We start from the raw sequence: 22,548 nt of genomic DNA, 5'->3' as shown, positions 1-22,548 counted from the left end.
TGTCGAAATTGTAAAGATATATCAAATATACTACTAAATTATTGTGAAAAAATTGTTAATCTCATCGAAATCATTTATAATGACAATGTATGGCATAAACTAATCAGAACAGAAATTAGATTATCTTTAATGATAAATAAGGAGGAAATTTTAATGGATTTTCGTTATTTACCAGTTACTGAAACTGATAAAGCAGAAATGCTTGAAAAAATCGGTGCAAAGTCCACAGACGAACTCTTTTCAGATATTCCTGAAAAAGTTAGACTGGGCAGAGAATTACAGCTTAAAAAACCTACCAGTGAGTATGAATTAAAACAAGAACTCACTAAAATGGCAGCGAAGAACGCTAACTTGACAGAGTACACTTCGTTCTTGGGTGCCGGGGTATATGATCACTTCATCCCATCAGTAGTTGACCATGTTATTTCAAGGCAGGAGTTCTATACTTCTTACACGCCATATCAGCCTGAAATGACGCAGGGTGAATTACAGGCTATGTTTGAATTCCAAACAATGATTTCTGAGATTACAGCTATGCCTATTGTAAACTCGTCACTCTATGATGGTGGTACAGCAGTTGTTGAAGCTGTAAACTTGAGTGTCGGCCAAACTAAGAAAAAGAAAGTGCTCATTTCATCTGCTGTACATCCTGAACACCGTCAGTTGGTTAAAACAGCTTCAAAAGGTAAAAACCTTGAAGTGGTGGAAATCGACCTTAAAGACGGTAAGACAGATCTTGACCACTTAGAAAAAGAGCATGACGAAGATACTGCTGCATTCATCGTTCAGTATCCTAACTTCCTTGGCCAAATTGAGCCACTTGAACAAATAAATGAAATTGTTGAAAAACAGTCTAAATCTATGTTTGTTGTATCAAGCAACCCGTTATCCCTTGGTTACTTGACACCTCCGGGTGAATTCGGCGCTGACATCGTTGTTGGTGATACACAAGTATTCGGTATCCCTGCACAATTCGGCGGACCGCACTGTGGTTACTTCGCTACAACGAAAAAATTAATGCGTAAAGTGCCTGGACGTTTCGTTGGTGAAACAGTCGACCAAGACGGTCAGCGCGGTTTCGTATTAGTTCTTCAGACGAGAGAACAGCATATCAGACGTGAGAAGGCGACTTCAAACATCACATCCAACCAGGCATTGAACGCAGTGGCAAGTTCAGCTGCTATGAGTGCACTTGGTAAGAATGGTGTTAAAGAGATGTCTGAATTAAACATGCAAAAAGCTAGATATACTAAAAATCAGCTGGCTGAGGCAAACCTTTCAGCTGCATTCAGCGGAGCATACTTCAATGAGATTGTAGTTAAACTTTCAAAACCGGTATCAGAAGTTAATAAAAAGTTATTTGAAAAAGGATTTGTCGGCGGGTTCGACCTTGGCAGAGTATATCCTGAATTCGAAAATCATATGTTGATAGCTACTACTGAAATCCGCTCTAAAGAAGAAATCGATGCATTTGTAAAAGAAATGGGGGATATCAATAATGGCTAATGAGAACTTTCCATTAATTTTTGAACGCAGTAAAGAAGGCAGAAACGGTTACAACCTGCCGGCGCTTGATGTTCCGGAAGTAAATCTGGAAGAAGAAGTTGGCGAAGCATATGTACGTAAAGTACAGGCTAACCTTCCTGAAGTTGATGAATTGGAATTAATGCGTCACTATACTGGATTATCCAACCGCAACTTCGGTATTTTATCAGGATTCTATCCACTTGGATCATGTACGATGAAATACAACCCGGTAATCAACGAAGATGTTGTCAGATTACCAGGGTTCAGCCATATCCATCCTTATCAGGATACAAGCACAATCCAGGGTGCTCTAGAAATGATGTACGATCTTCAGGTACACCTTGAGGAAATTACTGGAATGGATGAAATCACACTGCAGCCAGCTGCCGGTTCACAAGGTGAGTGGACAGCACTGATGATCTTTAAAGCTTTCCATGAAGCAAATGGTGAATCACACCGTAACGAAGTGATCGTACCTGACTCGGCTCACGGTACAAACCCTTCATCTGCAGCAGTTGCTGGATTTAAAGTGGTTGAAGTTAAATCAAACGATGAAGGTCTTGTTGACGTTGAAGACTTGAAGAAAGTAGTTAACGAAAACACTGCAGCGCTTATGCTGACAAACCCTAACACGTTAGGTCTGTTTGAGACTCAAATCGTTGAAATGTCAGAAATCGTCCATGAAGCGGGCGGTAAAATGTACTATGACGGTGCAAACCTGAACGCTATCATGGGTTACACTCGTCCGGGAGATATGGGCTTCGATGCGGTTCACTTGAACTTGCACAAGACATTCACTGGTCCGCACGGCGGCGGTGGTCCTGGTTCAGGTCCAATCGGTGTAACAGACGAACTGAAACCATTCCTGCCTAAACCGGTCGTAACTGAAAAAGACGGCGTATATGATTTGGATTATGATCTTCCACAGTCAATTGGTATGGTAAAAACATACTACGGTAACTTCGGAATCAACGTTCGTTCATACACGTACATCCGTACACTGGGGGCTGAAGGACTTAAGAAAGTCAGCGAAGGCGCTGTGCTGAATGCTAACTACATCATGCGCGGCCTTGAAGACAAGTATGAACTTCCATTCACTCAGCATTGTAAACACGAATTTGTAATCTCCGGAAACAGACAGAAGAAACAAGGTGTGGCAACAGCGGATATCGCGAAACGTCTGATGGACTTCGATATTCACCCACCAACCGTTTACTTCCCATTAATCGTGGATGAGGCACTGATGATAGAGCCGACTGAGACTGAATCTAAAGAAACTTTAGATCACTTCATCGACACTATGAATCAGATTGCTGATGAAACTGAAAATAATCAGGATGTCATCCACAGTGCACCACACAAAACTTCTGTTAAACGTTTGGATGAAACAAGAGCTTCACGTAAGCCTGTTTTACGCTGGAACGCAGAAGGATAATTTAAAGATAGAGACCCCTGCCTCAATACCTGTCAGGTATTGAGGCAGGGGTCTTTTGTAATGAGAGAACATATTGAGCTTGAAGCAATTATATATTATTATTCGAAGATTTAAAGTTTGGTAAAAGCGTAAAATGTTGCTTGGGTACTTAGCAATCAAGTGCTGTAACCGGGACAGTAATTTTTGTTACGTATTTTTCGCTGTCGTTCACCGATATGCGGTCGAGAATCGGTTCTTCATAAGCATAATCTGTAATACTCAACCGGTTTTTTGTTAAAAATTCTAAAATTTCAGCGTAAGTATGATTAATATCTTCATACTTTCCGACATGATAGGCAACTGTCTGCTGTGTCAGTTCTTTTTTAACGAGTGGCAGCGCGTCGGTATAGCTAGTTCTCACAAAAGGTATTTATAGCTGTGTATTTTCTCTCTACGCAGACTTTCTATGTCAACCATCGCACCTATAGAATAATTTTCATGCAGTTCTCTCATACATATTTTATAAAAGTCCGAAATGGCAGCTCTGTTCTCATCGTCATCATAATTTAACAATGGCGCGCTCAAATATAAATATTCTTCCTCAGTTTCAGTCAGGACAATTTCGCTGAAATCAGTGGTTTCAGCTTCCTTGGTTACTGCTATTTTTATTTCAATCTTATTTTGAATGCTTTTCAGAGTATTAATTTTTTCTGATATTTGTTTTGATTTTTCCGTAAACATTCTAATCATCGTTTCTGGCGTTGTCACACTGATGAATTCCTTAATCTCACGAAGCGGCATTTCCATTTCTTTTAATGATTCAATCACGTACATTATGTCTAATTGTACATATGAGTAGTAACGGTATCCTTTTTCATCTTTGTGATCGGGATGAAGAAGTCCGATCTTGTCATAATGCAACAAGGTTTGTTTCGTGACTTCACAAAGTTTCGCAAAATCACCGGAAGTAAAATAAATTTCCGATTTCATAAGACTCACCTCTTGACTGTATAGTTACTGTATACCTTATATTATAATAGGTCATCAAATTGATGTGTATTGTTTATGCTCAATATTCAATACTTTTAATTAATATTACGAGGTGTGAAAATGACAGAAAATAAAAAGATAAAATACGAATTTTTATCTGACGATCCAAATGCTAGAACGACGCCGATAATGGTGGCATTAATTATGGGTGCATTCTTTGCGGTTTTAAATGAAACATTGCTTAATATTGCTTTAACGACTCTTATGCAGGAATTTGGAGTCGCACTTTCTACAGTACAGTGGGTAGCGACAGGATTCATGCTTGTGATGGCTATCGTCATACCGATATCCCCTTTGTTAATGGGCTGGTTTACGACTAGACAGATGTTTATCGGTACGATGGTTACGTTCTTGGCCGGGACTGTAATTGCAGCGCTCGCCCCGACGTTTTCTATTTTGCTGGTCGGACGGATGATACAGGCGATTGGTACAGGTTTAATCATGCCAATCATATTTAACGTATTCCTGTTAATCTATCCGCCGCATAAAAGAGGAAAAATCATGGGTATCATCGGGCTGGTCATTATGTTTGCGCCTGCGATCGGACCGACACTCTCCGGTATTATCGTCGAATACTTCGGATGGAGATTCTTATTTATCTTTGTAATTCCGTTTACGATCCTTTCAATTTTGTTTGCTTTAAAATATCTGGTTAATATTACTGAAATCAGAAAGCCGAAAATAGACTGGCTGTCTATTATTTATTCGACGATGGGTTTAGGTTTCACAATTTACGGATTCAGTCATGCAGGTGAATCTGCGGAAGGATTTATGAGTGTGACGGTTTATGTGCCGATTATAATTGGTGTTATTGCAATGATATTCTTCGCGGTCCGTCAGTTCAGACTGGAAGAGCCCTTAATGGATTTGCGTGTCTTTAAATTTCCGATGTTTTCACATGCGGTTTTGTTGTTTATCATTATTGTCATGACAATGTTCGCTTCGGAACTGATACTGCCGGTATTTATGCAAGGTCCAATGGGACTTACAGCAGCGGCTGCAGGGTTGTTACTTCTGCCCGGGAGTCTGTTAAGCGGAATTATGAGTCCATTTATGGGTTCCTTATTCGATAAGGTCGGCCCGAAAATTATGATGATTCCGGCAACGATAATACTGGCAGTTACGATGTTTATGTTCAGTAATTTGAATGCAGACACCCCGCAGTGGGTCATTATCGGCGGATTTATGCTGATTATGCTGAGTGTTTCCGCAACGATGATGCCGGCAGAGACGAACGGCTTAAACCAGCTGCCGAAACATTTATATCCACATGGTACAGCTGTCGTCTCTACCCTGCAGCCATTGTCAGGAGCAATCGGGGTATCGGTGTTTATAGGAATGCTTAATTAACGACAGCAAAGTTTTCTTGAAGGTGCTGCAAACCCGGAATCGGAAGCGGCGCTTACGGCGGCTATGGTTTCAGGAGTAGAGTTTGTCTACTTTATAATATTTATCGTTGCATTGATTGCAGTTGTTATGTCGTTTTTCGTGTATCGTGCGACACCGCTTGAAAATGTAGTGCCTGGTCCGTCTGAACAAGACAATAAATAATGAATTTTATAAGATTACTAAAACCATCGTCAGTTGCGATTAAAATTGCAACTGATGATGTGTATCTAGCCTTACAATATAACTATAAACAAGGCATCCAATGATCTATATATAAGCACCATCTGAAGTCACGAGCAGATGGTGCTTTCTTCATGTGAAAATTAATCATATTCACCTTTTAGTGGAGAACTTTATTTCACTGAGAATTTTTCAGACGTGATTCATACAGTTCAATCCATTCTTCGACGGTTGTTTTTTCTGCCAGTTCACCAAGGAGTTCATAAGGGACTTTTTTTGGATTGTTGAAACGTATACAGCTCTTTCCCATGTTCAACTTGGTGTCCATATGCTTTGGATATTCATTGATGAATCATTCGTATAATGCATCATCTCGATGAAGTCCCATGTGGTAGACAGCCAAATGGCGTTTTTGCGCAGCAATCGCTATGAAAGGAAGCGGGGTCTGATCGACGTGGTATCCATCTGGGTAAGTGCATTTCGGAACTGCGAATCCGGGCATACCATGCTGTATATCCACTATGAATCCCTCGGGCAAGTGTCCTTCTATCATATTCCATGTCTTTAAAAAACTATTTTTCCATTTTTCATCGATATTTTCTACATATTCATCGAATGTCATCGTAGTCCCCCTAATTTTTATATTGGTTTTATTATATAATAAAAGAGAGGTTTGTTAATTTTTAAAGTTTACCACTGTTAAATATAACGATGTGATAACATAGTCTTAAAAAAGAAGGAGTTACATATGAATTTTAAAAAGGTGCGCTTAACGGCTGCACTTGCCATCAGCAGCATGCTACTGATGGCTTGCAGCAACCCATTTGATGAACTTGCAGATGACATCAACAATGTTTTAGGTCTCGGGTCCTCGACGGAGGAAACAGATAATGGTGAAGAGAATTCCGGAGAAGAAGAGGAGACTTCTGAAGAGGAAGATGTTGAAGTCGAAGAAGAAACGACGGATGAAGAAGAGGTTCAGGAAGAAACAGGTCCGGAGCGTGATGAGGCAACTGATGAAGACCTCGATCCTATGTATGAAACGATTGACTACAGTCATTTATACGGTGAAGGTGAAGAGGTAACTATTGAAGAGGGCGAGCATACTGCCGGAGGTGATATAGTGCCCGGGCGTTACAGTATTACTACAACTTCGGAATATGGCTCATACTTGAGTATTTATGATTATGAGGACAAATATGTTGCCGGCGAGGCACTGATGAGTGAAGACAGCGAAAACGGTACACAGGGTTATCCTACAGAACTTGTGGCCTACATAAGCGAGGGGGATAATATCGAAGTGACAGGTGCCGAAAGCTTTACTTTGACTCCGGTATCTGAGGAGTATGAAGGTGAACTGCCTGCCGGAATGCATATCGCCGGTGAAGACGTAGAGCCGGGTGACTACAGAATTTCGACTGAAGAAACAGATTTGGTCGGTCAGGTGCAAACGTCTCATGCCGATGTTTATATCACTTCAAGCAATGCAGTCGGAAATCCTGATGAAGGCGGCAGAGAGTCATTTGTCATGACCATCGAGGAAGGCGACCTTATCGAGGTGATAGGGGTCGACAGCATCAATTTGGAAAAATTGGATTAATTTAATGTATAATAAACAGATGCAGACAAGCACACAGGAGGACAAATCTTGATTTTTCCAGCAAAGTTGTGGCAGCGGTTTTTTGCACGTATGATAGACGGGCTGATTATCGGTGTGCCTATCGTGTTTTTATTAAGCTTTACCATTGGCTATGATTTTGTCATAGAACCAAGGGCGAATTTCATATTCAATCTATTCATGTTATTGATTGTCACAGTCTATATGATTTCACTGCCGGTAACCTGGTATGGATGGTCAATTGGGAGACGGCTGCTCGGCATAAGAGTTACACAAGTGAATGGTAAAGATGTTACATGGCAGGTTATGGTTAAAAGAGAATTATTTATATTAGTTGTATATATTCTGACATTTGGATTGTTTTTATTACTGTCAGGTGTAATGATGATTACAAGGAAAGATAAACGTGCATTGCATGATTTGATGGCAGGCACTAAAGTGACAGACGAAAATGCGGAGTAATTATAATTAAAAGGGGTGGACGATTATGAGCAACTTTGATGCATTGGTAGTAGAAAAAGTGGATGGCAATCCGGAAATGTCCATAAAAACACTGTCGACTGATCAACTTACAGCGGGGGATGTATTGATTAAAGTCCATTATTCAAGTGTGAACTACAAGGATGCCTTGATTGCAGTTAACGGACAATTTGCAGAGAAGTTCCCAATGGTGCCCGGAATAGATTTAGCCGGTGAAGTGGTTGAATCTGTCAGTGAAAAATTTAAACCGGGAGACCAGGTACTGGCTACAAGTTATTATATCGGGACACGGAATTTTGGGGGATTCAGTGAAATGGCAAGAATTCCTTCAAAATGGCTTGTACCTTTGCCGAAAGGATTGTCTTTAAAAGAAGCAATGACTCTGGGGACAGCAGGCTTCACCGCAGCACTATCAATCGATAAGTTGGAACAAAATGGATTGAAGCCGGAGGACGGCAAAGTGCTGGTCGCAGGTGCAAGCGGCGGTGTCGGCAGTTTATCCGTCAATATGCTGGATGACCTGGGATATCACGTAGAGGCGAGTACAGGGCATACAGAAGAAGCACAGTATTTGAAATCAATTGGTGCAAAACGTGTGATACATCGCGATGAAATCTTTGATGAAGACCAGAAATCCATACGTAAAAGACAGTGGATTGCGGCAATCGATCCGATTGGCGGTAAAACGACACAGTATATATTAAGCAGCCTGGACTATGGCGGATACGTTGCCACCTGCGGACTGGTCGGCGGTGTGGATGTTCAGACGACTGTCTTACCTTTCATTTCCAGAAGTGTCCAGTGGATTGGTGTGGATTCCGTGAAGTATCCAATGGAAGGCAGACAGAAAATTTGGGACAGGCTCGCAACGGACTTGAAACCATCCAAGCTCACAAATGATATCGTCAATGAAATTACTTTGAATGAATTACCGGATACATTGAAGAAGATATTAAAAGGACAGATCAGAGGAAGGGTCATCGTCAGTTTTACAGAATCTGAAGATGAATAATCTGGCAATCGAAATGTCCTGTGTCTATGACTGAGGTGAATATTTGTGAGTGAAGAAGATAAAAATAACAAACGTAAACAGACGCTGCAGCAGATTACAGATGACGGAATATCAAAAACTAAAAAACAACGCCGCGTGACGAAAGATCAGCCGGATGCCACTTTAGTCGAGCATCTGGATGATTTACGAGGTGTTTTAATAAAATCAATTGTAGTGTTTGTTATATTTTTTGCTCTGATATTTTTAACAATACAGTTCTGGTTCCCTTATTTGACTAAAGGTCACGACCTGATTGTACGGGGACCGTTCGAAGTGATTCGTTTCTACTTGAGGACGGCGGGTTCACTCGGCATCGGACTGAGTCTGCCATTCATCTGCTATTATTTATGGCAGTTTATGAGACCCGGTCTCGTTGAGAAGGAGACAAATTTTCTCAAGTCATATTTTCCATTCATGATGGGTTTATTTATACTTGGGATTTTATTCGGTTACTTTGTCGTCCATCCAATCAGCTATTACTTTTTGATACAGATGGGCCAGCAAAACTTTGAGGTGCTCGTAACGGCGGATGAGTATATGTCATTTCTGCTGATTACGACGATGCCGTTCGGCTTGATATTCCAATTGCCGATCATCGTTTTATTTCTGCACCATATTGAACTTCTCGACTCAGTAATTATGAAAAACGTGCGTTTATACGTCTATTTTGGACTGCTGGTTCTCACTGCGCTCATTGCGCCGCCGGACTTTTTCACACATATGATTACAGTGGCGCCGATGATTGTTCTTTATGAAATCAGTATTTATATAGTGAAAATAAAAGAGCGTCGACGCCAAAAGAAAGAGGCGGAGATGGAAACAGAAGAGTAGGCCGTGCCTCATTAGAAGCGGGCCTGCTTTTTATTTTGGGGACGATGATGTCGGGTGTGGTTGTGGCAGTGTTGGGACCGGCTCTGCTGCTTACTCGGGGGAGATATATTAGTGTGAGTGAGCAAATTTTCATTCTTTTATAAATGTTCAGGGTTCTGAAGCATATAGTAGCTGTTCAGATAGCCATGAAATCGCATCTATCTAAACATCCTCCTCCCCCAAAAGATTCCGCCCTTCCAGCGAAGTTTCCATTCCCTATCCAAACAAAAAAGAGCCTTAGCCAGGCTCTTTCTCTCTATCGTTTGTATTAACCTTTAAAGTCGCCGATCATATCGAAATCAGCGAAACCTGAATTTCTTAATTCTTCAAGACGTGTTTCCACGTAGTCTTGGGACAGTTCATTTTTCACGATGTAGCGGTTGCGTGAATGTTCTGCGCATTCGAGTGAACATCCGCCTAAATGATATGCTTCATTTTCTTCTGAAGCGATAATCTGGGCGTTACATTCAGGGTTTGCACAGTTGATATATCTTTCGCATGGTGTACCGTCATAGTGATCCTTGCCGACAACATTGTGTTCAACCTGGTTGACGGGTACTGTCAGTCTTTCATCAAAGACGTACATCATACCATCCCATAATTGTCCTTTTGCGACCGGATCTTTACTGTATGTTGCGATACCGCCGTGCAGTTGGCCGACATCCTCAAATCCTTCACGCTTCAACCAGCCTGAGAATTTTTCGCAGCGTATGCCGCCTGTACAGTATGTCAGTACTTTTTTACCCTCGAACAGTTCACGGTTTTCGCGCACCCATTCAGGTGTATCTCTGAAAGTGTCCACTTCCGGACGGATTGCGCCTCTGAAATGACCGACGTCATATTCATAGGTGTTGCGGACATCCAAAACGACTGTATCTTCGTTTTGCATTTCTTCATAAAATTCAGCCGGCGATAAGTACTCGCCTGTGATTTCATGAGGATTGACGTCATCTTCCAGGCTCAGGTTCACAAGCTCCGGGCGCGGTCTTACATGCATTTTCTTAAATGCATGTCCTTCTGATTCGTCCACTTTGAACGCCATACCTTTGAATAATGGATGATTTTCCATATACTGACGGTATTTATCAGTGTCTTCTACAGTACCTGATACTGTGCCGTTGATGCCTTCATTGGCGATTAAGATTCTGCCTTTTAAATTCATATCTTTACAGATTCTCAAATGCTCTTTACTTAAGCCGTCCGGGTCAACGATATCAGTATAGTAATAATAAAGTAATACTCGATATTCCATTGTCTATTCCACCTATCAATTATATTTGCAGGATATACCTGAATAGGGTTTTAAGCCCGTTATCATGGGCTTTTAAAATAGCATGTTCATGTTTTTGTTCATGCTTTCCGCTATTTTAGATTTTCTGATACATTCCCCATGAGCTTGCTAAACTTCGAGGAAGCATCTTTTTTCATGTTTTTAGTCATTTTGGCGTAGATGTCCATGGTTGTCTGAATGCTTGAATGTCCCAATCTTTCCTGTATCTCTTTGATGTGTACCCCGGCTTCAATCAAGAGTGCCGTGTGGGTGTGCCTCCAGGAGTGGGAAGATAGGGATTTATCTATGCCCGTCAATGCTAAAACACGTTTCATTCTATCATTTATCAGCGTAACTGTTAAGGGATAGCCATCACTACTGGCAAATATAAAGCTGTAGTCCTGATAGAACATGTGGTTATGCTGCTTCACCATCTCCTGCTCCATCTGATGCCGTTGTAATAGATCTACCACAAAGGGATCTATGCTAATGGTACGGATGGACTTTTTTGTTTTAGGAGTGAACAGGTTGAACTTTTTACGGTTATTGCTGACATTATGGATTGTCTTTGTCACCCGTAGGGTTTGCGCCTCAAAGTCAATATCAGTCCATTTTAAGCTTCTTACTTCGCCGACACGCAGCCCAGTATATGCAAGTGTAGTAAACAGGATAAAGTCATTTTCCAGACCGTGTTCTTTTGCAGCCATTAGAAATGCCTCTAATTCTTCTTTCTCCATAAAGTTATAGGAGGTTTCTTCATTCTCGATATCTTCAACGGTTTGTTTCTCTTTAGGCAGCTTGATGCCATCACATGGGGATTTACTGATTATTTTTGTGTATTCCTTGGCGTACTGGAATAACATCCTGGCTGTTGTATGGATAATTTTTACATGATTTACGCTGTGAGCCTTGGCCATGTCATTGATGAATGTCTGATAGTCATTTTTAGTGACTTTCTGCACCTGGCAATTATTAAACGCAGCAATCAGCTTCTTCAACGCTTGGCTTCTCATTCTGACAGTGCTGTCCTTAACATCCACGCTATATGCATCAAGCCATGCAGTGCCTAACGCTTCAAGAGTGAGGCTGCTCGGTTCGATGTATTCCCCATTGTGGAATTGCCTTTCAATGAGTGCTGCTGCTAGTTGAGCATCTTTCTTTGTGCGAAAGCCGCCTTTGCTGATCTGTTTATCTTTTCCAGTGATTGGATCCTTGCCTACATAGACACGATAAGTATATGTTTTCCCTCTTTTGTAGACCGCCATTTAATCACTCTTTTCTTGACAATCTTCGTCTTTATACCCAGCCCACTTCAATAGAAAATCTTCATATGCCCTAGCTCTTCTATGAATTTCTTCAATTTTTTCTTCATGGTTTATACGTTTACTAGCAATCTTCTTATAGCTAGAAATTTGGTGGAAAACAAGGTTTAAGTCCATTACTTCGTTGAAATCAGCATCTTCTATAACTTTTAATAGTTCATTTATAGTACTTCCGGCAAAAGGAGATATTTTTTTATTCTCTAAACGCTCTAATCTCATATTTAATTCATTTTCTAAGTCGTTTGAGATATTTTTGAAGTTCTCGAACGTCATATAACTATCATCTGATAGCTTTAGATACATATTTTTACCGTTAATTAAATGATCCACTGTAACGTTCCCATGTTCTGCAATCTTTTTCATTCTTTCACGATTAGGAGCATTGATACCTCGTTCCCATCGAGAAACCAAGCTATCACTGGCAGGAGGGTCAAAGATTAATCCAAATTCTTTCATAGTCATTCCTAGAGTTGTTCTAATTTTTCTAATGCGTTTGCCTATCATTTTTTCATCCATATTTCGCGTCCCCCTTAAATGAATAATAGCATATAAAAGACGAAAAACGAAGATTTTGTTGTGTTTTACGCTTAATCATGTTACTCTATGTTTGATCCTACGAAAAAAGACGAAAAGGGGGTGGGAGAATGAATAAAGTACTAGGATATAGAAAAATGATTGGTTTGACTCAAACAGAAATGGCAGAGAAGTTAGGAATTTCAGAAGCCACATACCGTGCAAAAGAAAAGGGGAGGTCTCATTTCACTAATCAAGAAATACTAATATTTATCGAATTGATTAAGGAAAGCGACCCATTTATAACATTTGATGATATTTTTTTTAGTAAAAATCCTACGAAAAAAGACGAAAGGTAGGGGGCCAAAATGCTTAATGTAAAAGTGGACGAAAAGACAGTAAAAGAAATGATGCAGCAAGCAATTGATGAACGTGTAGATGAATTGGCAAAGCAGAAATACTTCATAACCTACAATGAACTAGCTTCATATCTTAACATCAGTAAGCCGGTTATCGAAGATCGTTTGATTAAGAACGGTTTGAAATATTACAAGGTAGGAGCCAAGTACTTGTTCAAACGGGATGAAGTAGATGCGTTCCTTGATGAAATGACCGCAAGCATGACGGCCACAAATAATGACATTAAATTCTTTGAGAAATTGAAGGAGGGTTAATCCAAAGAAGAAAGGAGGGATGAAATGTATATACCCGAAGCAATAAAAAAGCACCGTTGGCAGACGGCGCAAAAAGTGAGTTAGACATTATACGGTTAGGAAAATATCTTTCTTCAATTGTACCAATATGGAGCGACTAATACAACAAAAACATCAGAAGGAAGTGGGATATATGGTGCTTTCTATAGATAAAGAGATCTTGCCGGTACAGATCGAAAACATACCGGATGAAATGAAGCAAATTCCACATTGGATTATGTGGAGGGCAGAGAAAAGAGGGGGCAGGCTCGAGAAAGTACCCTATTCACCAAAGCAGCCCACCGTGAATGGTGAGGAAACTATAGCAAGATGGAGCGATAAAAGAATATGGCTGTCTTTTGAAGAGATGGAGGCAGCCTATCAAACGGGGGAATATGACGGCATTGGATTTTTCCCTAATCCGGACAACAACCTCTATGTACTTGATATAGACGGTGCTACAGAACATGAATATCATGAGCATCTGAAACATGCCACTTATTGTGAGTATTCCCCATCAGGGAATGGCATACACGTATATATGTCCGGTGAGAAGCCGAAGAGCCATAGCAAGAAGAATAACCAAGAGAATATGGAACTGTTCTCACTGACTGGCTTTGTAACCGTCACAGGGCATGCCACAGGGGACATAGACTATATTCATGACATGGACAGCCACATTGATAAATTAATCGCACAGGCCTTCCCTAAAGAGCATACAGGAGGCCAACAGCTTGAAGATACAGGCAAGTCCAAGATACCGCAGGCGGAAGTAGTCAAGAAAGCAGCAGCCGATAAAAAGAGGGGTGAACAAATCACGCACATTCTTAAAGGAGATTGGGAGCAGGCAACGGACACGCAAGGGAAGCCGTTCCCCAGTCAATCAGAATCAGACCAGTCACTAATGAACACATTGGCGTTTTACTCTTGTGGCGACAGCAATATGATGTACGACATATGGTGCAACAGTGGGGCGTACAGGAAAGAAAAGGATCATAAGAATGGTGGAATAGGCAAGACGATTGAAACCGCAGTACATGGCTTAAAAGGTGGATACGATCCGAACTATTCAAAACCTGAATATGAATTTACTATTCTTCCTGGATGGGGTTCAGGTAGTAACTTAAAGAAGGCAATTAAAAAAACCCGGCATGATGAATTGCAACGTATGGAGGAAGCTTGGATAGAAGAAGGTAAGAATGGCCGTAAGCCTACCACAATTAGCCCGATAAGGTGTGCTGTCCTTTTGCAGGAGCATGTGCAGTTTGCACTGTTCGACCTGGAGGAAAACACGAAACTTGCTATGTATGTGCCGGATGAAGGCATCTATACGCAAAACAGTACACGCATACAACGCATCATATCGTGGTTAGAACCGAAGCATAATGAAAATAAAGCGAAAGAAATTATATATCATATTTCCAATATGGCAGATGTGAGGGAGAAAACGAATGACCGTTACTTGATACCGGTGGAGAATGGTGTATTCAACATTAAGAGCCGAAAGCTCGAACCATTCAGCCCAGACTATGTATTCACTACAAAAATATCCACACGGTATATAGAGAACCCTAGCAGCCCGATTATAAATGGTTGGGATGTAGAATCCTGGATCAGATCTATTGCTTGCGATGATGAGCAAGTTATCACACTACTGTGGCAGGTCATTAATGACAGCTTGAATGGAAACTATACCCGTAAAAAAGCCATCTTCTTAATAGGAGAAGGAAATAATGGTAAAGGCACGTATCAAGAGTTGCTTTCTAATTTGATAGGTCATCAGAATGTGGCAAGCCTGAAAGTGAATGAGTTTGATGAACGCTTCAAGTTGAGTGTACTAGAGGGCAAGACGGCAGTAATTGGGGATGATGTACCGGCCAATACCTATGTAGACGATTCATCTAATTTCAACAGTGTTGTAACTGGTGACAGGGTGCTTGTCGAGTTTAAGGGGCAACCGCTATACAGTACCGTCTATAGGTGTTCTGTCATACAGTCCACAAATGGGATGCCTAGCTTCAAGAATAAGACGCAAGGCACGCTAAGGCGAATCATCATCGTACCGTTCAATGCAGACTTCAATGGGGATGTAGAGAACGCAGCAATCAAAGAGGACTATATCAAACGCCCTGAAGTCCTGGAGTATGTGCTGCATAAAGCACTCAATATGGACTTTGAGAAATTTGAAGTACCGGATGTGTCCTTGAAAGAGTTGGAGATATTCAAGCAAGATAACGATCCTGTCTATGAGTTTAAGGTGAATGTGTTCGATGAGTGGGATATACCGAAAGTGCCGATGTATATCGTCTATGGTTTTTACAAGAATTATTGTGAAGAAAATGGATTTAAACCCTTATCCAACCGCAAATTCCACAATCAGTTTAAGAAGCATATAGGGAAAGGATGGAGCGCAGGGGTGCTTGAACGGTTTGATTGGCACTACCTAGAACCACATATTGGCGACTTGGACAGAATGGACATAGGGATAAAGTTTCCTGATCCAAAGAAAAGCCAAAGGTCATATAAAAATGAAGTGCAACCAAGCAACTGAAATGCAACTGAAAAATTCTGTTCGGTTGCAAGGATAAACAGCACCATATCAACGTTTAGAAGGTGTTTGCAACCAAGCAACTGAAAATATCATCAAATCACTATAAAAAACAAGTGACTTAAAAAAGAGTATTGCACTTAATTGTGGGAGAGGGTGAAAATCTCGGTTGCAAGTTGAAAAATCACTGAACCCCTTGTGCCCCAAGGGTTTTGGTGTGCAACTGAAAAATTCTGTTCGGTTGCAGGCTCACTTATTGTGGATATTTAAGAAAGGAGGAGCGAATAAATGATACAGATGAAAATTATCAAAAGTCACAGCATCCAAGAGCATCAGGATAATTTCAATGCCTTTAGCGAACTATTCAATGACAGTAATCACCAATTAAGAGAAGTAGAATCCAAGGTTGAAATGAATCAAAAAAATGGCCGGACACTCTACTACACATTTATCACTTATTTCACCGAAAACCCTTGACACAACTGGATTTATATACCCCCGTATGGTATAATTTAATTAATATAAAATGACAATTTTAGAATAAATTTACAGGAAGGAGTGAGCGAGTGGCAAAGTGGTTAGATCGAATACTTGGCATAGATAAACTACAGGCGCAGCAGACAGAACGCATTGAGCTATTGAGTGGGGGCACGCCTGCTTTCACACCGTTCAATGGCAACGCCTATGAGAATGATGTATATAGGACGGCTGTGGATGCGATAGCACGGAACGCTGCACGCCTAAAGGGTAGACATATCATTTATACAAAAGATAATAATAAGCGCATGCAGGGCGACCAGACATTAAACCGTATTTTGCAGGTGAGGCCGAACCCGTACATGACAAGCTATGACCTTATATATAAATTGGTTACGCACTACTACTTGCATAACAACGCCTTTGCGTACCTACAGAAGGATGAACGGGGCAACTTAATAGCGATATATCCGCTTTCTTCCAACAATGTAGAATATATGACAGATCCGACTGGTGAAATGTATTTAAAATTCCTGTTTGGAAACGGGCAGGAAGTCACCTTCCATATATCAGAAGTATTCATAGCCCGGAGATTTTTCAACGGCAATGACTTGCTAGGGGACGGCAACGGAGCGATTACAGCCGCCTTGGAACTGGCTCACAATCAGAACCAGGGATTGAGTGAATCCATCAAGAGCAGTGCCAAGATTAAAGGGATATTGAAATACAATCAGGTACTAAGTCCTGAAAAGCTGAAAGAAGAAAAAGAAGCCTTTACGAATGATTACTTGTCCATGAGCAACCATGGGGGCGTTGCTGCCATTGATAACAAATTTGATTACATTCCCCTGGAAGAAAGCAGCACCACCATAGACACGCAACAGATGGACACAGTGAAGCGAAAAATATATGACTATATGGGCGTTGGGGAATCCATCGTAAACAGTACCTATACAGAGGACGAATGGGGCGCATTTTATGAATCTGTGATTGAACCCCTAGCGATACAGTTTTCACTGGAGCTGACGGATAAACTCTTTACGCAACGTGAACAGGCGTTTGGCAATTCCATAATATTTGAATCGAACCGCCTACAGTTTGCAAGCAACCAAAGCAAGACCAACATACTCAAGGAACTTACACCACTTGGCTTGCTGACCATCAACCAGGCACTGGAGATATTGAACCTGCCGCCTGTGGATGATGGAGATAGAAGGCTTCAAACATTGAATGTGGTTAATGCTGATAAAGCTGATGAATACCAACTTGGCAAAGATAAGGGGGACACCGCAGATGAAAGAGTTACGAATAGCGGAAATAAGAGCTAAAGAGCCGACAGGCTCGGACAGCCTTGTTTTAAGTGGTAGGCCGATTATTTACGATCAGCCCACCACAATAAATGCACCATTTGGGGAATATGTCGAGGTTATCAAAAGGGGCGCATTGGATGATGCCGACTTGTCGGATGTCCGGCTGCTTTATAACCATGACATGAACAAAATTCCTTTGGCACGTACACCTAAGACAATGCACCTTACATTAGAGTCGGCAGGCTTAATGATGAGGGCAGAGCTACCAAGTACAGAAGATGGGCGCAGCGTTCATACGGCAGTAAAACGTGGCGACCTGTCCGGCATGAGTTTTGCTTTCAAAGTACCAAAAGGCGGCAGCCGGTATGATGCAAAGACGAACACCCGGACGATAAGCAAGATTGAGAAAGTATATGAATGTTCTATAGTAGCTTTCCCGGCCTATCCGCAGACAAGCGTAGAAGCACGTTCACAAATTGAGGACACATGGGAAGCACTGAAATCAAACGAAAGACAGCAAACAAAAATTAAACTAAACCAACTACTAAGGAGAGATTTTTAATATGAAATTCAATACAGTACAAGAAGCATTTAACTACTACCGTAACCAGTCTATTGAGGCCATTGAACAAAGAGCGACAGAAATTAGAAATACCATTGATACAGATCCAACAGCTGATGTATCTATCCTGAATGTGGAAATTGACGGCTTGAACCAGGCGAAAGAAAACATCAAAGAGAAGGAACAACGCAGCGCAGCAACAGGCAACATTGAACAGCGCAATCTAAACCCGATTACAGGGATGCAAAAGCAAGAGGAGCGTTCTGTACCAACTGAAAATATCTTTGGCAGTGTCGAGTACCGCAACGCTTTTTATAAGAACATGCTCGGCCAAAAGCTGAATGACATTGAACAGCGCACCTTTAACAAAGCAATGGAAACACAAGATGCAGAGCGCAGAGCAGATGCCTTCAACACAACAACAAACAGCGCAGCAGTGTTGCCGACTACTACCCTGAATGAGGTTATCAGTAAGGCACGTACAATGGGCGGCATCATGGCACACGCTCGGAACTTCAACATACCGACAAATATCAAGGTTCCAATTGGCACACCGACAACTAAAGCGAAGTGGCACACAGAGGGGGCAAAAGTCGAAAGTGAGAAAGAGAATGTGGCAGCCGTACAGTTTGCCGGATATGAAATCATCAAAGTGTTCTCGATGAGTGCAGCAGCTAAGAAGATGAGTGTACAAGCGTTTGAATCGTACCTGACAGAAGAACTCACGAACTGTGTCATGGAAGCCATTGCAGATGCGCTAGTCAACGGTACAGGCTCGGCACAGGGTACAGGGCTACTCACTGGCATCACTTGGGATGCATCAAACACTGTGGACATGACAGGAGAGTATGCAGACTTCACGCAAGCACTGGCAAAACTGAAGCGAGGCTATAATGCCAACGCCAAGTTTGCAATGAGCAATGCGACACTCTACAACAAAGTATATGGACTTGTAGATACTAACAATAGGCCGATATTCATTAATGATCCTAAGAATGAAGCAGTGGGTCATATCCTCGGCAAAGAAGTTGTAATAGATGACAACCTGGAGGATGATGTCATCCTACTAGGAAACTTCCAATACCTCGGTTACAACTTGCCCGAAGGACTTATGCTTGAAGTTTCAAGAGAATCAAGCTTCAGAAGTGGCCTAGTCGACTATAGAGCAATGGCAATCGCTGATACTAAGCCATTGGTAGATGAAGCCTTTGTTAAGATTGCTGCACCAGTAGGCGCATAAGAGATTGAATATACAAGGGGTGTCGGTTAATCCGATGCCCTTTTTTAAAAGATAAGGAGGCATACTATGATAATGAATATCCAGGAAGCAAGAGATACATTAAGAGTGGATGGAACAGATAATGACCCGATCATTGAGCCATTGCTTGAATCCATTCCAGGCTATCTTGAAGTGACAACTGGCAGGCGTTGGGATGATGACACAGAAGTGCATCCATTGGCGCAGACCACAGCGAAGTTTATTCTCCAACTTTGGTTTGATCCGCAGACACAGGACAGCGTAAGGCTGAAGCGCACCATTGACAGCTTGCTTGTATCACTGACGGCCATAGGGCGCACGTACAATGGCTAAAGAGTGGGCTAGGGGATTCTATAAGAGTAAAGCATGGCAGGCTTGTAGAGAGGGCTATATGCAGTCGCAGCATTATATATGTGAGCGTTGTGGTGGTATGGCAGTTATTTGTCATCATAAAGTATGGCTGACACCTGACAATATAGGCGATCCAACCATCAGCTTGAATTGGAAACGATTAGAAGCACTATGTCAAACATGCCATAACTTGGAACACCACAGCCAAGGAATCATATCAGATGGATTGGCATTTGATAGCAACGGCAATCTGATTAAAAAATAAATTGATACCCCCCCCGATTCCTAAAGTGAATTAGAGGTCGTGAGTACCGACGGGGAGGCTTTCTCTTCCTCCACGTAGCATTTCATATTATGGGAGGGATAAATAAAATATAGTTTCATAAAAGGAAGGATGATACTCCATGACATCAAAGCAAAAGTCGAAGGTTTCAACCGATATGCGAAAAGTTAAAAGATTATTGAAGGAGATTCCCGAAGAACGGCAGGCTATAGCTACAGGCCTCTACAATGAACTGGTATTCATGCAGAATACTTTGGACAGCCTAAAAGAGCAGGTGGAACGTGAAGGGGCAGTAGATATGTTCAAGCAGGGAAGCCAAGAGTTTCTAAGGGAACATCCGGCATTGAAGGCGTACAATGTGACCATTCAAAGGTATAGCTTAATTTATAAGCAGTTTATTTCTTTGCTGCCCCGGATGGATTCTGAACAAAAGCATGATGACCTACTCGATTTTATCAAGGGTGATTAAATGAATTATGTATTGGAATATTGGGAAGCGATCAAGTCCGGGCATGTGGTTGTTTCCAAAAGGGTGTACAAACAATATAAACGCCTGGCTGATGATATAGAGCATCATGAGCAGTATATCTTTGATGAAGCGAAAGCCAACCGCCCGATAGAGTTTATAGAGCGTTTCTGTAAGCACTCTAAAGGTGAATGGGCAGGCAAGCCGGTTAAGTTGGAACTCTTTCAAAAAGCGTATATCAGCGCACTGTTTGGCTTTGTCGATAAGGAAACGGGGCTGCGTCGATATAATGAAAGTATGTTCTATGTTGCCAGAAAGAATGGGAAATCTGTAATGCTTGCTGCCATATCTCTTTATATGCTCATTGCTGACGGGGAAGCAGGCGCAGAGTGCTACAGCATAGCATCGAAGAAAGACCAGGCACGCATACTGTTTGATGAAGCCCACAATATGATACAGCAAAGCCCGTACCTATCAAAGCATATAAAGAAGCGTAAGAGCGACCTCTATTTCAATCATACTATGAGCAAGTTTATGCCGCTTGCCAAAAACAGTGACACCCTGGACGGGCTAAATGGCCACTTTGTCTGTATAGATGAGCTACACAGCATTTCAGATCGTAATAGCTATGAAGTTATGAAGCAATCACAATCCGCACGGCAGCAGCCAATGCTTATTATGATAACCACAGCCGGCTCAAAACGGGGCACGATCTTTGATGATATGTATGAGTACGCCTGCGATGTTGTGGATGGGAACTTCATAGATGACCACTTCTTGCCGATTATGTATGAACTGGATGATAAGAAGGAATGGACGAACCCCGAAGCCTGGCCAAAGGCGAACCCGGCACTTGGCAGCATCAAAAAACTCGATGACCTGACACAAAAGGTAGAACGGGCAAAGAATAACGCCAATGAAGTAACTGGCATCCTAACAAAAGACTTCAATATCAGAGATACAGTGCATAGTGCCTGGCTTACATTTGATGAAATCAATAATGAAGCCGTATATGACCTGGAACAATTCAGAGGCGCATATGCCATAGGGGGAGCCGATCTATCCATCACCACAGACTTATCATGTGCCACCTTGCTATTTGTGGACAAGGACACAGAGCAGCGATATATCTATCAGATGTACTGGCTGCCCCGTGATAGCTTTGAGCAACGTGTGGAGATAGACAAGATACCTTATGACAAATGGTATGAGCAGGGCTTATTGAGGCTATGTAATGGCAATACAATCAACTACAGCGATATTACAGAGTGGTTTATAGAGATTATGAATGAATACAGCATTACACCTCTATGGATCTATTATGACAGCTATAGTGCCCGGTATTGGGTGGATGAAATGGAACAGCATGGCTTCAAGATGGAAAGATGCATACAGGGGGCACGCACACTGTCCTTGCCGATGCAACAGATGGGGCAGGACTTGAAGGCCAAGAAGATTAATTATAACAATCACCCTATTTTAAAATGGTGCTTGACGAATACGGGCATCCAGGAGGACAGAAATGGAAATATAGTGCCGGTAAAGAATCAAGCTGCTAAGATGAGGATAGATGGAACAGCCTCCATGCTTGATGCCTATGTTGGACTATATGACCACTTGGAAGAGTTTATGAGAGCGATGTAATTTAATGGTTAGGGAGGTCACAGAGTATGAATGATATTGTTTTCACGCTTGAATTTGATGATGATAATGCAGGAGATAGAGCAAATGAAATGTTAGAAAAAGGGTGGAAGTTATTACATGTAGGGTCAAAGGTAGTTGAGATATCGTCTAATGAACAGCTTTATTACAACACTACTTATGTAGTTGGGGCAAATAAAGAGCAACACGCAATATATAAGAAGAAAATAGAAGAAGAAGAAAAGAATGATCCTTTAAAAGATTTAATTTAATAAA

General features: G+C 41.5%; 27 protein-coding genes. 20 read left to right on the top strand and 7 right to left on the bottom strand.

Translation table 11 applies throughout. The features are described 5' to 3' along the window. The first annotated feature begins 153 nt into the window (after positions 1 to 153). Positions 154 to 1,506: an aminomethyl-transferring glycine dehydrogenase subunit GcvPA gene (gene gcvPA, locus BO48_RS06420; RefSeq protein ID WP_496366596.1), complete on the top strand. Its 1,353-nt coding sequence runs from the start codon at positions 154 to 156 to the stop codon at positions 1,504 to 1,506. Beyond that, entirely contained in the window at positions 1,499 to 2,962 is a 1,464-nt protein-coding gene (gene gcvPB, locus BO48_RS06415; RefSeq protein WP_496366595.1) for an aminomethyl-transferring glycine dehydrogenase subunit GcvPB, read from the top strand. Before gcvPA ends, gcvPB begins: the two co-directional genes overlap by 8 nt. Before the next feature lie 148 nt (positions 2,963 to 3,110). Here the strand turns inward: gcvPB and BO48_RS06410 are convergent, their stop codons facing one another. Together BO48_RS06410 and BO48_RS06405 are read right to left on the bottom strand one after the other, a co-directional pair. Next, complete coding sequence (locus BO48_RS06410; RefSeq protein WP_496366594.1) at positions 3,111 to 3,362, bottom strand: GyrI-like domain-containing protein; 252 nt, start codon at positions 3,360 to 3,362, stop codon at positions 3,111 to 3,113. After that, complete coding sequence (locus tag BO48_RS06405) at positions 3,359 to 3,931, bottom strand: MerR family transcriptional regulator (RefSeq protein WP_496366593.1); 573 nt, start codon at positions 3,929 to 3,931, stop codon at positions 3,359 to 3,361. The genes BO48_RS06410 and BO48_RS06405 overlap by 4 nt, the downstream gene beginning before the upstream one ends. 120 nt (positions 3,932 to 4,051) lie before the next feature. On the opposite strand from BO48_RS06405, the gene BO48_RS06400 reads away from it, so the two are divergent. Beyond that, a complete protein-coding gene (locus BO48_RS06400; RefSeq protein WP_496366591.1) occupies positions 4,052 to 5,341 on the top strand; it encodes a DHA2 family efflux MFS transporter permease subunit in 1,290 nt (429 codons plus the stop codon). Between the two features lie 63 nt (positions 5,342 to 5,404). After that, positions 5,405 to 5,542: a hypothetical protein gene (locus BO48_RS06395; protein ID WP_496366590.1), complete on the top strand. Its 138-nt coding sequence runs from the start codon at positions 5,405 to 5,407 to the stop codon at positions 5,540 to 5,542. 196 nt (positions 5,543 to 5,738) lie between these two features. Here BO48_RS06395 and BO48_RS06390 read toward each other — a convergent pair whose 3' ends face one another. Further along, positions 5,739 to 5,888 (bottom strand): hypothetical protein, encoded by a 150-nt coding sequence (locus BO48_RS06390; RefSeq protein WP_496366588.1) that lies wholly within the window; start codon positions 5,886 to 5,888, stop codon positions 5,739 to 5,741. Between the two features lie 24 nt (positions 5,889 to 5,912). After that, positions 5,913 to 6,182: a hypothetical protein gene (locus BO48_RS06385; protein ID WP_496366587.1), complete on the bottom strand. Its 270-nt coding sequence runs from the start codon at positions 6,180 to 6,182 to the stop codon at positions 5,913 to 5,915. 126 nt (positions 6,183 to 6,308) lie between these two features. On the opposite strand from BO48_RS06385, the gene BO48_RS06380 reads away from it, so the two are divergent. Genes BO48_RS06380 through tatC form a run of 4 tightly spaced genes read left to right on the top strand, consistent with a single transcriptional unit; the run spans position 6,309 to position 9,540 of the window. Further along, positions 6,309 to 7,160 carry a hypothetical protein gene (locus BO48_RS06380; RefSeq protein WP_496366586.1) on the top strand — a complete coding sequence of 284 codons (852 nt, stop codon included), beginning with the start codon at positions 6,309 to 6,311 and terminating at the stop codon, positions 7,158 to 7,160. Positions 7,161 to 7,208: 48 nt separating this feature from the next. Continuing rightward, positions 7,209 to 7,640, top strand: coding sequence for an RDD family protein (locus BO48_RS06375; protein WP_496366585.1), 432 nt, complete (start codon positions 7,209 to 7,211; stop codon positions 7,638 to 7,640). Between the two features lie 25 nt (positions 7,641 to 7,665). Further along, entirely contained in the window at positions 7,666 to 8,670 is a 1,005-nt protein-coding gene (locus BO48_RS06370; protein ID WP_496366584.1) for an acrylyl-CoA reductase family protein, read from the top strand. 45 nt (positions 8,671 to 8,715) lie between these two features. Then, positions 8,716 to 9,540, top strand: coding sequence for a twin-arginine translocase subunit TatC (gene tatC, locus BO48_RS06365; protein WP_496366583.1), 825 nt, complete (start codon positions 8,716 to 8,718; stop codon positions 9,538 to 9,540). Between the two features lie 307 nt (positions 9,541 to 9,847). Here tatC and trhO read toward each other — a convergent pair whose 3' ends face one another. The 3 genes from trhO to BO48_RS06350 form a co-directional block, all read right to left on the bottom strand. Then, positions 9,848 to 10,831 carry an oxygen-dependent tRNA uridine(34) hydroxylase TrhO gene (gene trhO, locus BO48_RS06360; RefSeq protein WP_496366582.1) on the bottom strand — a complete coding sequence of 328 codons (984 nt, stop codon included), beginning with the start codon at positions 10,829 to 10,831 and terminating at the stop codon, positions 9,848 to 9,850. A gap of 110 nt (positions 10,832 to 10,941) precedes the next feature. Then, complete coding sequence (locus BO48_RS06355) at positions 10,942 to 12,114, bottom strand: site-specific integrase (RefSeq protein WP_496366581.1); 1,173 nt, start codon at positions 12,112 to 12,114, stop codon at positions 10,942 to 10,944. Next, positions 12,115 to 12,687 (bottom strand): helix-turn-helix domain-containing protein, encoded by a 573-nt coding sequence (locus BO48_RS06350; protein ID WP_496366580.1) that lies wholly within the window; start codon positions 12,685 to 12,687, stop codon positions 12,115 to 12,117. A 128-nt stretch (positions 12,688 to 12,815) separates the two neighbouring features. Between BO48_RS06350 and BO48_RS06345 the strand changes: the two genes are divergently transcribed. The 12 genes from BO48_RS06345 to BO48_RS06290 all read left to right on the top strand — a co-directional run bounded on the left by BO48_RS06345 (position 12,816) and on the right by BO48_RS06290 (position 22,544). Then, entirely contained in the window at positions 12,816 to 13,043 is a 228-nt protein-coding gene (locus tag BO48_RS06345; RefSeq protein ID WP_496366579.1) for a helix-turn-helix transcriptional regulator, read from the top strand. A gap of 9 nt (positions 13,044 to 13,052) precedes the next feature. Beyond that, positions 13,053 to 13,358: an excisionase family DNA-binding protein gene (locus tag BO48_RS06340; RefSeq protein ID WP_496366578.1), complete on the top strand. Its 306-nt coding sequence runs from the start codon at positions 13,053 to 13,055 to the stop codon at positions 13,356 to 13,358. Between the two features lie 127 nt (positions 13,359 to 13,485). Beyond that, entirely contained in the window at positions 13,486 to 15,927 is a 2,442-nt protein-coding gene (locus BO48_RS06335; protein ID WP_496366577.1) for a phage/plasmid primase, P4 family, read from the top strand. 285 nt (positions 15,928 to 16,212) lie between these two features. Continuing rightward, entirely contained in the window at positions 16,213 to 16,401 is a 189-nt protein-coding gene (locus tag BO48_RS06330; RefSeq protein WP_496366576.1) for a hypothetical protein, read from the top strand. A gap of 89 nt (positions 16,402 to 16,490) precedes the next feature. Next, positions 16,491 to 17,729 (top strand): phage portal protein, encoded by a 1,239-nt coding sequence (locus BO48_RS06325; protein WP_496366575.1) that lies wholly within the window; start codon positions 16,491 to 16,493, stop codon positions 17,727 to 17,729. Further along, the gene (locus BO48_RS06320; RefSeq protein ID WP_496366574.1) at positions 17,668 to 18,273 is read left to right on the top strand and encodes an HK97 family phage prohead protease; all 606 of its coding nucleotides are present in this window, start codon (positions 17,668 to 17,670) and stop codon (positions 18,271 to 18,273) included. The genes BO48_RS06325 and BO48_RS06320 overlap by 62 nt, the downstream gene beginning before the upstream one ends. 1 nt (position 18,274) lies before the next feature. Then, positions 18,275 to 19,513 carry a phage major capsid protein gene (locus BO48_RS06315; protein ID WP_496366573.1) on the top strand — a complete coding sequence of 413 codons (1,239 nt, stop codon included), beginning with the start codon at positions 18,275 to 18,277 and terminating at the stop codon, positions 19,511 to 19,513. Between the two features lie 66 nt (positions 19,514 to 19,579). Continuing rightward, on the top strand, positions 19,580 to 19,864 hold the full coding sequence (locus tag BO48_RS06310) for a head-tail connector protein (RefSeq protein ID WP_496366572.1): 285 nt from the start codon (positions 19,580 to 19,582) through the stop codon (positions 19,862 to 19,864). Continuing rightward, the gene (locus tag BO48_RS06305; protein ID WP_496366571.1) at positions 19,857 to 20,147 is read left to right on the top strand and encodes an HNH endonuclease; all 291 of its coding nucleotides are present in this window, start codon (positions 19,857 to 19,859) and stop codon (positions 20,145 to 20,147) included. Before BO48_RS06310 ends, BO48_RS06305 begins: the two co-directional genes overlap by 8 nt. 139 nt (positions 20,148 to 20,286) lie before the next feature. Continuing rightward, positions 20,287 to 20,634 carry a hypothetical protein gene (locus BO48_RS06300; protein WP_496366570.1) on the top strand — a complete coding sequence of 116 codons (348 nt, stop codon included), beginning with the start codon at positions 20,287 to 20,289 and terminating at the stop codon, positions 20,632 to 20,634. Next, entirely contained in the window at positions 20,635 to 22,275 is a 1,641-nt protein-coding gene (locus BO48_RS06295; protein WP_496366569.1) for a terminase large subunit, read from the top strand. A gap of 26 nt (positions 22,276 to 22,301) precedes the next feature. After that, positions 22,302 to 22,544, top strand: a complete 243-nt coding sequence (locus BO48_RS06290) for a hypothetical protein (protein WP_496366568.1) — start codon at positions 22,302 to 22,304, stop codon at positions 22,542 to 22,544. The last annotated feature ends 4 nt before the right edge of the window (positions 22,545 to 22,548 follow it).

The organism is Lacicoccus kunmingensis DSM 17847 (assembly GCF_059568765.1).
Note: the sequence above shows the minus strand (reverse complement) of the source record. Positions and strands in the feature narration are given on the sequence as shown.

Coding starts and splice junctions, on each gene's coding strand:
- BO48_RS06395 (WP_496366590.1), top strand. CDS start 5,405: ATGGTTTCAGGAGTAGAGTTTGTCTACTTTATAATATTTATCGTTGCA.
- gcvPA (WP_496366596.1), top strand. CDS start 154: ATGGATTTTCGTTATTTACCAGTTACTGAAACTGATAAAGCAGAAATG.
- BO48_RS06295 (WP_496366569.1), top strand. CDS start 20,635: ATGAATTATGTATTGGAATATTGGGAAGCGATCAAGTCCGGGCATGTG.
- trhO (WP_496366582.1), bottom strand. CDS start 10,831: ATGGAATATCGAGTATTACTTTATTATTACTATACTGATATCGTTGAC.
- BO48_RS06340 (WP_496366578.1), top strand. CDS start 13,053: ATGCTTAATGTAAAAGTGGACGAAAAGACAGTAAAAGAAATGATGCAG.
- BO48_RS06370 (WP_496366584.1), top strand. CDS start 7,666: ATGAGCAACTTTGATGCATTGGTAGTAGAAAAAGTGGATGGCAATCCG.
- BO48_RS06300 (WP_496366570.1), top strand. CDS start 20,287: ATGACATCAAAGCAAAAGTCGAAGGTTTCAACCGATATGCGAAAAGTT.
- BO48_RS06335 (WP_496366577.1), top strand. CDS start 13,486: ATGGAGCGACTAATACAACAAAAACATCAGAAGGAAGTGGGATATATG.
- BO48_RS06380 (WP_496366586.1), top strand. CDS start 6,309: ATGAATTTTAAAAAGGTGCGCTTAACGGCTGCACTTGCCATCAGCAGC.
- BO48_RS06350 (WP_496366580.1), bottom strand. CDS start 12,687: ATGGATGAAAAAATGATAGGCAAACGCATTAGAAAAATTAGAACAACT.
- BO48_RS06330 (WP_496366576.1), top strand. CDS start 16,213: ATGATACAGATGAAAATTATCAAAAGTCACAGCATCCAAGAGCATCAG.
- BO48_RS06290 (WP_496366568.1), top strand. CDS start 22,302: ATGAATGATATTGTTTTCACGCTTGAATTTGATGATGATAATGCAGGA.
- BO48_RS06305 (WP_496366571.1), top strand. CDS start 19,857: ATGGCTAAAGAGTGGGCTAGGGGATTCTATAAGAGTAAAGCATGGCAG.
- BO48_RS06390 (WP_496366588.1), bottom strand. CDS start 5,888: ATGGACACCAAGTTGAACATGGGAAAGAGCTGTATACGTTTCAACAAT.
- BO48_RS06400 (WP_496366591.1), top strand. CDS start 4,052: ATGACAGAAAATAAAAAGATAAAATACGAATTTTTATCTGACGATCCA.
- BO48_RS06405 (WP_496366593.1), bottom strand. CDS start 3,931: ATGAAATCGGAAATTTATTTTACTTCCGGTGATTTTGCGAAACTTTGT.
- BO48_RS06310 (WP_496366572.1), top strand. CDS start 19,580: ATGATAATGAATATCCAGGAAGCAAGAGATACATTAAGAGTGGATGGA.
- BO48_RS06345 (WP_496366579.1), top strand. CDS start 12,816: ATGAATAAAGTACTAGGATATAGAAAAATGATTGGTTTGACTCAAACA.
- BO48_RS06315 (WP_496366573.1), top strand. CDS start 18,275: ATGAAATTCAATACAGTACAAGAAGCATTTAACTACTACCGTAACCAG.
- gcvPB (WP_496366595.1), top strand. CDS start 1,499: ATGGCTAATGAGAACTTTCCATTAATTTTTGAACGCAGTAAAGAAGGC.
- BO48_RS06385 (WP_496366587.1), bottom strand. CDS start 6,182: ATGACATTCGATGAATATGTAGAAAATATCGATGAAAAATGGAAAAAT.
- BO48_RS06355 (WP_496366581.1), bottom strand. CDS start 12,114: ATGGCGGTCTACAAAAGAGGGAAAACATATACTTATCGTGTCTATGTA.